The organism is Segatella copri, assembly GCF_051861805.1.
Lineage (GTDB): Bacteria > Bacteroidota > Bacteroidia > Bacteroidales > Bacteroidaceae > Prevotella > Prevotella copri_M.
Genome location: NZ_CP146520.1, coordinates 2,465,339 through 2,477,483, shown reverse-complemented (window position 1 = coordinate 2,477,483; position 12,145 = coordinate 2,465,339). Strand labels below are relative to the sequence as shown.

Annotated in this window: 8 protein-coding genes; 3 read left to right on the top strand and 5 right to left on the bottom strand. The window is 50.3% G+C overall.

The genetic code is table 11. From position 1 onward, the window contains the following. Positions 1-22: 22 nt before the first annotated feature. From ftsY to V8Z93_RS09570, 5 genes are all read right to left on the bottom strand, one after another. Positions 23-982: a signal recognition particle-docking protein FtsY gene (gene ftsY / locus V8Z93_RS09590; RefSeq protein ID WP_203038445.1), complete on the bottom strand. Its 960-nt coding sequence runs from the start codon at positions 980-982 to the stop codon at positions 23-25. 117 nt (positions 983-1,099) lie between these two features. Then, on the bottom strand, positions 1,100-2,398 hold the full coding sequence (locus tag V8Z93_RS09585; RefSeq protein ID WP_439431368.1) for a TolC family protein: 1,299 nt from the start codon (positions 2,396-2,398) through the stop codon (positions 1,100-1,102). 33 nt (positions 2,399-2,431) lie between these two features. Continuing rightward, the gene (locus V8Z93_RS09580) at positions 2,432-5,620 is read right to left on the bottom strand and encodes an efflux RND transporter permease subunit (RefSeq protein WP_439431367.1); all 3,189 of its coding nucleotides are present in this window, start codon (positions 5,618-5,620) and stop codon (positions 2,432-2,434) included. Between the two features lie 13 nt (positions 5,621-5,633). Then, positions 5,634-6,878, bottom strand: a complete 1,245-nt coding sequence (locus tag V8Z93_RS09575; protein WP_439431366.1) for an efflux RND transporter periplasmic adaptor subunit — start codon at positions 6,876-6,878, stop codon at positions 5,634-5,636. Positions 6,879-7,290: 412 nt separating this feature from the next. Further along, complete coding sequence (locus tag V8Z93_RS09570; protein ID WP_439431365.1) at positions 7,291-7,713, bottom strand: DUF6769 family protein; 423 nt, start codon at positions 7,711-7,713, stop codon at positions 7,291-7,293. A gap of 163 nt (positions 7,714-7,876) precedes the next feature. Here V8Z93_RS09570 and V8Z93_RS09565 point away from each other — a divergent pair, with 163 nt between their 5' ends. From V8Z93_RS09565 to V8Z93_RS09555, 3 genes are all read left to right on the top strand, one after another. Beyond that, the gene (locus V8Z93_RS09565; protein ID WP_439431364.1) at positions 7,877-9,952 is read left to right on the top strand and encodes a protein-disulfide reductase DsbD family protein; all 2,076 of its coding nucleotides are present in this window, start codon (positions 7,877-7,879) and stop codon (positions 9,950-9,952) included. Between the two features lie 146 nt (positions 9,953-10,098). Beyond that, entirely contained in the window at positions 10,099-11,391 is a 1,293-nt protein-coding gene (locus V8Z93_RS09560) for a CobW family GTP-binding protein (protein WP_439431363.1), read from the top strand. 226 nt (positions 11,392-11,617) lie between these two features. Beyond that, a complete protein-coding gene (locus V8Z93_RS09555; RefSeq protein ID WP_203038452.1) occupies positions 11,618-12,142 on the top strand; it encodes a GNAT family N-acetyltransferase in 525 nt (174 codons plus the stop codon). Positions 12,143-12,145 lie beyond the last annotated feature (3 nt).

Below are 12,145 nucleotides of genomic sequence, written 5' to 3'. Positions count from 1 at the left end.
TCACATAAATTGCATCCGAAATCTACTTTGATTTCTTGAACAGGGAATCCACGAATTCCTTCTTGTTGAAGAGCTGCATGTCTTCCATGCCCTCACCCAATCCGATGTACTTCACCGGCACCTTGAGCTGGTCGGAGATTCCGATGACCACGCCGCCCTTGGCTGTGCCGTCGAGCTTGGTGATGGCAAGAGAAGTGATATTGGTAACGGCAGCAAACTGCTTGGCCTGCTCGAAGGCGTTCTGACCCGTACTGCCATCCAATACGAGCATCACCTCGTCTGGTGCCTCAGGCATCACCTTCTTCATCACCTCCTTAATCTTCTTCAGCTCGTTCATCAGGTTCACCTTGTTATGCAATCTTCCTGCAGTATCGATGAGCACCACGTCGGCACCATTTGCCTTGGCACTCTGCAGGGTGTCGAAAGCCACGCTTGCAGGGTCGGAACCCATCTGCTGCTTCACCACCGGTACACCCACGCGGTCGCCCCAGATGGAAATCTGCTCCACGGCTGCGGCACGGAAGGTATCGGCAGCACCCAGATAAACCTTCTTGCCAGCCTTCTTAAACTGGTAGGCAAGCTTACCGATGGTAGTAGTCTTGCCTACTCCATTTACACCCACCACCAGGATAACGTATGGCTTGTGGTCGGAAGGCAAGTCCCAATTCTCATTGTCATCGCTATGGTTCTCTTCCAGGAGACTGGCGATTTCCTCTCTTAAGATTCTGTCAAGCTCCGAGGTAGAAACATACTTGTCGCGAGCCACGCGCTCCTCGATGCGATGAATGATCTTCACCGTAGTCTCTACGCCCACATCCGATGTGATGAGCACCTCTTCGAGGTCGTCGAGCACATCGTCATCTACGGTTGACTTACCAGCCACCGCACGAGCTAATTTGCTAAACACACTCTCTTTGGTTTTTTCAAGTCCTTTATCGAGAGTTTCTTTCTTTTTGTTGCTGAATAATCCGAATAATCCCATAATTATAGCTATATTTTTTGCAAAGATACAAAAAAAAACGAAAGCATCGGTACATTTTTTGGAAAAAACACCAAAAAAAGCACCGATGCATGCTATTTATTCCTTAATTGACTATTTTTACAGGCTATTATTGAGTGCCATTAAGGCAAGAACTGCCTCATTATATTCGTTGACCACCTCAGCCAGCTTCAACCGCATATCTATCGCCTCCTGCAAGGCGCTGGCGTATTCCACATAACTGATTTCACCATTCTCATACTCCAGGGTGCTGAGACGTTCTATGTCCTTCGCCTTCGCCATATTCTCGCCGCTGTAATATTCCATTCGCTTGATGGCATTCTGCAGGCGGTTATATCCCTGTTTGTAATCCCGCTCCTTTTCGCGCTGCTCCTGCTGCATCGCCAACAGAGCCACCTCGCGGTCTTTCTGCGCAGCCTTCACCTTCGCCTTGGTTGCGCCATAGAAGAGCGGAACCCCCACGGTTACTTCGAAACCGAAGAAATTGCCTTCGGTGAAGCGCTGGCGATTGATGTGATAGGGATCCCAGCTATCGATGAGAAGCTGCGAGCGCAAAGCCAGAGAGAGCGATGGCGCATAGCCCGTCTTGGCACACTTCACCTCTTGGTCGAGCGCCGAGATGAGGTCTTTCTGATATTGCGCATCGGCAGTCTGCTGATAGTTGAAGGCTGCATTCATGGGCGAACTCTGCGAGATGACAAGGTTGTCGGCGGCAGGCACCACAGGCGTAGTGGTGTTGAGCAGCGCCATCAGGGCTGTCTGCAGATTCTCTGCCTCGTTCTTCACCTTCGTCATCTCCAGGCGGTTGTCGTTTCTCATGCGATCGGCAGAGAGGAACTCCAGCTGTCTCGCCTCGCCCGCCCTGTATCTCTTCCCGGCTACATCGCAATAGCGCTGGATGACGGAATCCTGCTGCAGCAGAATCTGAAGGCGATGGGTCTGGTAAAGCATCGCATAATAAACATTGGCTATTTCGAGTCTGAGCTGCTGGGATGTGACGTTCAACCGGCTTTTCTCTGCCTGGGTCTCTGCCTTCAACTGATTGCGGCGGGCTGTATAGACCGTAGGAAACTCTATGCTCTGCGAGAAGGTGAGTCCATTATCGGTATCACCGCTGGAAGCCGGGTTCTGCGAGAAGGCGATTTCCGTCTTGTCCAGATTCCATGCTGTTCCCTGCATTACCTGAGCCTTTTCTACGGCTTTTCTGCCGGATTGCAAGGCGAGGTTCTGCCTATCAGCCAGTTGGAAACACTGCTGCAAGGTCATCTTCTTGCCGGGGATGCTTGCATCAAAACCCTGGACACCCGATGCGGACGAAAGATGAGCTTCTGCCGACAGAGGCAGAAGCAGCATCAGAGAAGCAAGCACTATATTATTCTTATCTAAAAACTTCTTCATAATTGTTCTATTCTAACGCTTGATAAATCAATTCTAACGCTTGGTAAATGTCTTGTAGATGGCAGGGAGCACCAGCAGAGTGAGCAGGGTACTCGTGATGAGTCCGCCAATCACCACCGTGGCAAGTGGTCGCTGCACCTCGGCACCATCGCCCTGCGAGAGCGCCATCGGGAGGAATCCCATGGAAGCCACCAGAGCCGTCATCAGGACAGGACGCAGACGGAGCATGCAGCTATCGATGATGCGACGATGAATCATCTCACCCGCACTGGTTCCCGCTGTCGGTGGCAACCGGAGCTGTTCCTTCTGCATCAGGTTCATCTGACCGATGAGCACGATGCCGTTGAGCACCGCCACACCGAAGAGGGCGATGAAGCCCACACCTGCCGAAATACTGAAAGGCATACCGCGGAGCCACAAAGCCCAGACACCACCTATCGCAGCCAGAGGAATAGCCGAGAACACGAAGAGCGACTCTTTTACATTCTTCACCGTGGCATAGAGCAGCAGCAGGATGATGACCAGCGCTATCGGAATCACCACCATCAGTCGGCGGCTGGCACTCTGCAGATTCTCAAACTCACCACCATAATTATAATAGTAGCCTTCAGGGAGTTTCAGCTTTTCGTCGAGAATCTCCTGGATATCCTCCACCGTGCTTTGCACATCACGCCCCTTCACATTGAAGCCCACGTAGATGCGCCGGGCACCATTCTCATGCGACACCTGTGCCGGAGCAGGCGAATCATCGATATCCGCTACTTGCGAAAGCGGAATATTCGTGCCATCCTTCAGCGGAATACTCAACAGTTCAAGCTGCTCTACATTGCGCTGCGATGGATCCATGCGGAGCACGATGTCAAACTTCTTGTCGCCCTCGTAGACGGAACCAGCCACGGCACCGGCAAAGGTAGTCTCCAGAACACTGCTGATATCATCCACGCTGATACCGTAAGCCGCCATCTTCTCGTGGTTGTATCTTACCTGGATTTGAGGCAAGCCGGCAACTTCTTCTACAAAGATGCCACTCACGCCCGGCACACCTTCTATCATCTTCTTCACCTTTCCTGCCTGCTGGGTAAGCACATCGAGGTCGTCACCGAAAATCTTGATAGCCACATCCTGCTTGATACCCGTAAGCAACTCGTTGTTGCGCATCTGGATAGGCTGGGAAATCTCTGCCTCCAGACCAGGAATGGCACTGAGGGATTCCTCCATCTTCTCCATCAGTTCGGGAGTCGTCTTGGCAGAGGTCCATTCTGCCTTCGGTTTCAGGGCTATCATGATGTCGGCACGTTCCACAGGCATCGGGTCGGTAGGAATCTCAGCACTTCCGATGCGGCTCACCACCTGCTTGATTTCAGGATATTCCTTCTTGAGCAGTTTTTCAGCCTTGCTGCAGCTCTCCACCATCTGCGAGAGCGACGTACCCTGCGACATACTCATTTCCACAGCGAAATCGCCTTCTTCCAGACTCGGGATAAACTCACCTCCCAGATACTTGAAGCCCACCACGCTGACGCAGAACAAAGCCACGGCTCCCGTGATGACATCCCTGTTGCGGGCAAGCACCCAATCGAGGATAGGACGATACCAGCCCTGCAACTTCTCTATCATCTTATCAGAGAAAGTCTTTCTGTTGTGCACCTTGCGGCTCAACAGGAGCGAACTTGCCATCGGCACATAGGTGAGCGACAGGATGAAGGCACCGAGGATGGCGAAGAACACGGTGAGCGCCATCGGACGGAACATCTTTCCCTCGATGCCCACCAGGGTCATCAGCGGAATGTATACAATCATGATGATGATTTCGCCGAAGGCTGCACTCTGGCGGATGCGGGAAGCCGAGAAGTGAACCTCCTCGTCCATCTGCTTCTGGGTCAGGGCGAAAGGAACCGCATTTCCTTCCTTTTGGCATTGGGCAAGATAGGCAGCACGCACCTCGGGCTGCGAAAAATGACCTGTATTAATATGTGTAACCACCGCCTCGACAATGATGACGGCGGAATCGACAATCATACCGAAGTCGATGGCTCCCAATGACATCAGATTGCCATCGATGCCGAAGGTCTTCATCATGCCAAAGGCAAAGAGCATACTGAGCGGGATGACACTCGCCACCACCAGTCCTGCACGCCAGTTGCCCAGAAAGATGACAAGCACGAAGATAACGATGAGTCCACCTTCGATGAGGTTGCGGGCGATGGTGCCCTCTACTCTATCCACCAGGTTGGTACGGTCGATAAACGGTTCGATGACCACGCCTTCGGGCAGTGATTTCTGAATCTGGCTGATTCGCTCCTTCACGTTTTTGATTACCTCCTGGAAGTTCTCGCCCTTGAGCATGATGGCGATACCTGCCACCACCTCGCCTTCACCATTGCGGGTAACGGCACCGAAACGGGTGGCATGACCCAACTGAACCTTTGCCACATCGCCCACCTTAACAGGTGTTCCATCCACCGTCTTCACCGTGATGTTGGCAACATCCTCCAGATTCTTCACTACACCGATGCCACGGATGTAATACTGATTGGAATTCTGCTCAATGTAGCTGCCGCCCGTATTGGCATTGTTGCGCTGCAAGGCATCAAACACCTCGCTTACGGAAACGCCGCTGGCGTTGAGCTGGTCGGTATTGATAGCCACCTCATACTGCTTGACATAACCGCCCCAACCGCTTACCTCGGCAACACCCGGGGTTCCGGAAAGCTGTTTGCGCACAATCCAGTCCTGCATGGTTCTGAGCTGGGTAAGCGAGTATTTATGCTCGTATCCCTCCTTGGCACGAATGGTATAGTGGTAGATTTCGCCCAATCCGGTGGCGATAGGTCCCATCTCTGTCTCGGTGTTCTTAGGCAGTTCTTTCTCCAACTGTTCCACCACCTGACTCACCTGCGAACGTGCCCAATAGATATCGGCGGCATCGTCGAAGACAAGCGTAATAACCGAGAGTCCGCTTCTTGAAATGCTTCGGCGTTCCTGGATGCGGGGGATATTGGCAAGTGCCATCTCTACAGGAGTGGTTACGTATTGCTCCACCTCCTGGGCTCCCAGCGAAGGAGCCTGCGTGATGACCTGCACCTGATTATCGGTAATATCTGGAGTGGAATCGAATGGAAGATGCACCAGCGACCAGACACCCCATATCGCCAGGGCTATAGAAAGTACTCCAATCACCAGTTTATGGCGAATGGAATAAGTAATAAGTTTCTGAAACATAAGCTACCCTTTCTTAATGCGCATGTTCACCATGTTCGCCTGTAAGCGAAGCCAGATAATAAGCATTCTCGGTTACTATTTTCTTACCGGCAGCTCCATCCTTGTCTTTGAGAAGATGGTCGCATAGCTTCACCTCTGTATATTTACCATCCGAAGCACCTGTGGTTACCTCATGGCGGGAGAAGCTGTAGTTACCCTTGCTAGGAGCTCCATTGAGGGCGAAGACATACTGCTTTCCATCGCTGTTCACGATAGCCTGGGATGGCAAAGCGAGACACTGCTGGCTGCCAGTGGCTATCTTTCCGCTTACATACATACCTGCGAAAAGCTTTCCGCCATGGGTGTTGCCAGATGAAGAATGCAGATAACTCTTTACACTTGCAGCATCCAATTTTACATGAACAGCAACGGCTTTCGAGTTATCGTTAAAGTATTGGTTCATGCCATAAACGGTTCCTGAAAGTTTTACGCCAGGCTGATTGGTCAGGTTCAGGGTCACACGATTGCCCACCTTGATCTTTGCCAAATCCTTCTCGAAAACATTGAGGTCGCATTCCACCGCCTGGGTGTTTCTAATCTTCATCAGAGGAGTCTGCATATCAGCATAACTGCCCAGACTGGCAGTCATCTCGCTCACGATGCCGGAGATAGGTGCACGCAAAGGGAACGCTGTGGTAAACTTGCCTTTGGCTACAGCGGCAGTAGAAATGCCCATCTGTGCCAACTGGCGACCAATGCCCAACATGTTGGCATGAGCCACATGGTAATCCTTCTGAGCCTGCTGCAGGCTGCGCTTGATGCCGGCGCCATTATGAGCAAGCAGCTTCTGGCGCTCCATATCAATTCGGGCAAGTTCACACTCCTTGGCAGCCGAATAGTACTCACGCTGCAGACTCACCACATCGGTATTCTCAACAGTGGCAACCACCTGACCCTTGTGTACAAACTGTCCTTCCTTAACTGAAATGCTTTTCACGATGCCTCCCATCAGCGAAGCCACATCGCCCATTGCCTGTGCACGCAGTACGAGCGAACCCTTCGCATCAATGGTGGCATCCATCTCACGCTCCACAGCCTCGCCCATCTTCAAATCCACGGTGCTGACCTGCTTGGCTGTCAACGGAATATGATCAAAATCAACTTCATCGTGCTCATGTTCCTCATGCGCATGAGCCTCAGAACCGGTCTGTTTCGCAAAGAAAGCGAATCCAGCCCAGGCAATCGCCGTAACGGCGACTATTAAAACAATTCTTTTCATGTTTGTTTTTTCCTTCAATTTTATAATTCTACACTACAATTTCACACAACGGATCTTATCAAAAATCCGCTGGCAAAAGTACACAAAAATCCTTGCAACTCAGTTGCATTCGAATCTTCAAACCGATTTTTGCAACCAAATGGCAAACTTGAATAAAATCATAACTGAACTTTCGCATGTGGTTCAAGAACGGGCTGAAGGCCCAAAAGCTCCTAGCCCAGGGCATCGCCCTGGGGATAATAGCAATCAGCAAGGCGCCCTGAAAGGGCAAAAGCTTTGTATATTGCCCAGTATTTTAAAGCTTTTGCCCTTACAGGGCGACAAGCTTGTGTCCATAATTACCCAGGGCGATGCCCTGGGCTAGGAGCTTCTGCCCTTTCAGGGCGTGTGGAGCTTACATGCGAAACTTGAGTCATAAAATAGAAGGAGGTCCCCGCCTGCTATAGCCAGCCGCCAGTTCCTCTGCAAGAGGAGAAGCTGCCACATGCTGCCATCTCACTGAAATGAGTGAGAGACGAGGGAGGATTAAAAGAGAAGAACAAGACAGGACTACAAACTGATGGCTCTCATCTACCAGCAACTTGCGGATGCCCTTCACCACCTTGGCATTGGTGACAAAATGGTGCATCTGATGCACACGGCAGTTTCCACGGTCGGTATTCGACTCCTGGTCATGATGATCGGTATGCTCATCATTGATGTTGCCATCTTCCTGACACTGTTCCTGAACCATACAGATACGATCCATGTGGTGATGATGGCTCACCACCGTAGATAGCAGCACGCTCATGGTTGCCATCCATAGACTGAATATGTATAAGATTCTCTTGTTCATTTCGGCTGCAAAGTTACGAGTTTTACTGTGAAATTCCAAAGAAATTATCGTAAAACGCCATATAATTTCTTAAAAAAGATAAAAGGTAGTACCCAAATACACCAACATGAACATTATTACTTTAAAATTTCGTAACTTTGCATCAAAATTACATTATAAAAACATGAGAAAAGTATTATTAGTTTTCCAACTACTCCTAGCAGTAGTCATGGCCAACGCTCAGATGCTGAACCCCGTGAAGGTGACCAGCACCTTGAAGACCAACGGGTCTGCGGAGGCAGAAATCGTATTTAGTTGTAAGATTCAACCTGGATGGCATGTCTATTCTACTGGCCTTGGCGCAGATGGTCCTATCTCCGCCAGTTTCCACGTCAACAAGATGGAGGGTGCCGAACCGGTTGGCAAGTTAAAGGCAAGGGGAAAGGAGATTTCCACCTTCGACCCGCTCTTCGAGATGAAGTTGCGCTATTTTGAAGGCAGCGCTACCTTTGTTCAGAAGATTAAGTTCACCAAGCCAACGTATGTCATTGATGCTTACTTGGAATATGGTGCCTGCAGCGAGCAGAACTGTCTGCCACCAAGCGAGGCTAGCATCAAGAAGAGCGGCACTTCTCCTGCAGTAGATGGCAAGGAGGCTGCAAAGGACAATGCTGCAGACGCCAACAAGGTTGACGCAGCAGCACTGGCTAAGGCACAGGCCGACTCCCTGGCAAATCTTGCCAATGCAGAGAAAGTGGACAGCACAGCCAGCATCGACCCTGCCTTCTCGGTAGAAGCCAACAGCGATGACGCCAAGGCATGGTGGAAACCTGTGGTGAAGGAGTTGCAGGCATTCGGCGGCAACAACGACATCGCAAGCCATGGCATCCTATATATCTTCATCATCGGATTCGTGGGCGGTTTGCTCGCACTCGTGATGCCTTGCATCTGGCCTATCATCCCGATGACCGTGAGCTTCTTCCTGAAACGTGCCAAGAACGACAAGAAGAAGGGTATCCGTGATGCCATCACCTACGGATTGAGCATCGTGATTATTTATCTGGTCCTCGGTCTTGCCGTTACAGCCATTGCCGGACCAAGCACCCTGAATGCCTTGAGTACAAGTGCTGTATTCAACATCATTCTCTTCCTGCTCCTGGCTATATTTGCATTCTCCTTCTTCGGATGGTTCGAAATCAAGTTGCCAGACAGTTGGGGAAATGCCGTAGACAGCAAGGCTTCCAGCACCACAGGTCTGATTTCCATCTTCCTGATGGCATTCACCCTCGTACTGGTCAGCTTCTCCTGCACCGCTCCTATCATCGGATTGCTGCTGGTTCAGACGGTAACATCCGGCGACTGGCTCGCTCCTACCGTGGGTATGTTTGGTTTCGCCCTGGCTCTCGCCCTTCCATTTACCCTCTTCGCCCTCTTCCCATCCTGGTTGAAGTCGGCTCCAAAGTCAGGTTCATGGATGGAGACCATCAAGATTGTGCTTGGTTTCATTGAGCTCGCCTTCTCTTTAAAGTTCCTGAGCGTTGCCGACCTGGCTTACGGCTGGCACATCATGGACCGCGAGGTGTTCCTCTCACTCTGGATTGTCATCTTCGGTCTCTTGGGTCTCTATCTCATCGGTAAGCTCAAGTTCCAGGTAGACGCCATCGGTGGCGACATCAACAAGCCAATGCCAGTGGCTTGCATCATGCTGGGTCTCTGCTCTCTGGCATTCTCAGTATATATGATTCCTGGTCTCTGGGGTGCACCATGCAAGGCTGTCAGCGCTTTCGCTCCACCAATCAACACCCAGGATTTCAACCTCAACAACAAGACCGTGGAATCTGAGTACAAGGACTACGAGACGGGTATGGCCGCAGCCAAGGCAGCAGGCAAGCCTGTGCTCATCGACTTCACCGGTTTCGGTTGCGTGAACTGCCGCAAGATGGAGGCTTCCGTATGGACAGACCCATCAGTGGCTGACAAACTGACAAAGGACTACGTGCTCATCTCACTCTATGTAGACGACAAGACCCCATTGCCACAGCCAATGGAAGTAGAGTTCAACGGCGAGAAGCGCACCCTTCGCACCATCGGTGACAAGTGGAGCTACTTGCAGGCAAGCAAGTTTGGCGCCAATGCCCAGCCTTTCTACGTAGCTGTAGACAACGAGGGAAACCCTCTTACCGGTTCGTTCGGCTTCAAGGAAGACGTAAGTGCTTATCTCGATTTCCTGAACAAGGGTTTGGATCAGTATCGTAAATAATATTAAAACAAACATATCGGAAGCGAGGATGGCATATTATTTGCTACCTCGCTTTCGTCATTTTAATCAGAAAATGACATGCATGGAGACAATGACATGCATGGAGTAAATGAACTGCATTGAAAATATCAACAAATAATATAAGTATGAACACAAAAGAAGTTCCAGTCCTGCTTTTGACAGGCTATCTGGGCAGCGGCAAGACAACCCTGCTCAACAAGATTTTGGCAAATAAGAAAGGTATCAAGTTCGCTGTCATCGTAAATGATATCGGCGAGGTGAACATTGATGCGGCACTGATAGAGAAAGGTGGCGTGGTAGGTCAGAAAGACGATTCGCTCGTTTCCCTGCAGAACGGTTGCATCTGCTGCACTTTGAAGATGGACCTCGTGGAGCAGTTGAAGGAAATCGTAGACATGAAGCGCTTCGACTATATCGTAATTGAGGCAAGCGGTATCTGCGAGCCAGCTCCTATCGCCCAGACCATCTGCTCCATCCCATCTCTCGGTCCTCAATACATCAAGAACGGCATCCTGCGCCTCGACAGCATCGTTACCGTGGTAGATGCCCTCCGCATGAAGGATGAATTTGCCAACGGTTCCGACCTGATGAAGCAGGATATCGACGAGGAAGATCTGGCGTCACTCGTTATCCAGCAGATGGAGTTCTGCAACATTATCCTGCTGAACAAGGCGGCAGAAGTAGAGCCTAAGGAGTTGGAGCATCTGAAGCAGATTATCCGCGCCATCCAGCCTAAGGCAGAAATCTTTGAGTGCAACTACGGAGATGTAGACCTCGACCTCATCGTCAATACCCATAAGTTTGATTGGCAGACCGTAGCTACCTCTGCAGGTTGGATTCAGGAGATTGAGTCCGAAAGAAACGGTGAAAACGAAGAAGAAGAGGAGGAGCATCATCATCACGAAGAGGAGGAGCACGAGCACCATCATCACGATGAAGACGAGCACGAGCATCATCACGACCATGACCATCATGATGAGCATGGACATCACCACCACCACCATCACGACCACGACCACGATCACGAAGGCGGCGAGGTGGAGGAATACGGCATCGGAACATTCGTATATTATCGCCGTAAGCCATTCGACCTGTCACTCTTCGATGAGTTCGTAGCAAGAAAGTGGCCTCGCGACGTGGTTCGCGCCAAAGGTATCTGCTATTTCGCAGACGAGCGCGACATGTGCTACGTATTTGAGCAGGCAGGACAGCAGAAGACCGTGAAGCAGGCAGGACAGTGGCTCGCCACCATGCCAGCCGACCAGCTCGCAGAACTCCGCAAGAACAATCCTCAGCTCGAAAAGGAATGGGATGAAGAATATGGCGACCGCATGATCAAGCTCGTATTCATCGGTCAGCACATCAAGGAACAGAAGGATGCCATCATCGCAGAACTCGACAAATGCCTGGCACTCTAATGTACTTGAAGGAAGACTAATGTCCTCAAAGGAAGATAAGTCCTTGAAGGAAGATGAATGAAAATGCAGAAAAAAGCCTATAAAAAGAGGCTATTTCTTGACTTAAGATAGAAAACGGAGAGAAAATTGCAGAATTTTTGCAGTTTTTTCTCCGTTTATACTTTTAATTCGTTTTTTTTTGTTAAATTTGCACCCGATTAATAATAATTAGCGAATGTATAAAGAAATGAAGACCGATTTTCGACCTGCATATGTCAAGGACTTTGAGGCTTGCTGGAATATCATCGACCAAGCTCGTCGCTCCATGATTGCCTCTGGCCGCCACCAATGGACCAGCGACTATCCTGCCGAACACGACATAAAAGAAGATATCAACAATGGCAATGCCTACGTACTCACTGTAGATGGCGAAATAGCTGTCTATGGAGCAGTCATTCTCAATGGAGAACCTCAGTACGATTTCATCGACGGCAAATGGCTTACCACTGGCGACTACTATGTAATTCATCGCTTCGCCACTCTCCCTAAATACCAACGAGAAGGATTCGCACGTATATTTATTAATAAGGTGAACAGTCTCTGTGAAGTAGAAAAGGTGCCAAGCATCAAGGTGGATACCAATTTCGACAACCTACCGATGATTGGCCTGCTTTCGAGCATGGGATTCAGCATCTGCGGCAGAATCAACTATGGCAACCGCGGCATGCGATTCGCTTTCGAGAAGCTTACCATACAACCGCAAATTTATTAAGAT

Coding starts and splice junctions, on each gene's coding strand:
- V8Z93_RS09575 (WP_439431366.1), bottom strand. CDS start 6,878: ATGAAAAGAATTGTTTTAATAGTCGCCGTTACGGCGATTGCCTGGGCT.
- V8Z93_RS09565 (WP_439431364.1), top strand. CDS start 7,877: ATGAGAAAAGTATTATTAGTTTTCCAACTACTCCTAGCAGTAGTCATG.
- V8Z93_RS09555 (WP_203038452.1), top strand. CDS start 11,618: ATGAAGACCGATTTTCGACCTGCATATGTCAAGGACTTTGAGGCTTGC.
- V8Z93_RS09570 (WP_439431365.1), bottom strand. CDS start 7,713: ATGAACAAGAGAATCTTATACATATTCAGTCTATGGATGGCAACCATG.
- V8Z93_RS09560 (WP_439431363.1), top strand. CDS start 10,099: ATGAACACAAAAGAAGTTCCAGTCCTGCTTTTGACAGGCTATCTGGGC.
- V8Z93_RS09580 (WP_439431367.1), bottom strand. CDS start 5,620: ATGTTTCAGAAACTTATTACTTATTCCATTCGCCATAAACTGGTGATT.
- ftsY (WP_203038445.1), bottom strand. CDS start 982: ATGGGATTATTCGGATTATTCAGCAACAAAAAGAAAGAAACTCTCGAT.
- V8Z93_RS09585 (WP_439431368.1), bottom strand. CDS start 2,398: ATGAAGAAGTTTTTAGATAAGAATAATATAGTGCTTGCTTCTCTGATG.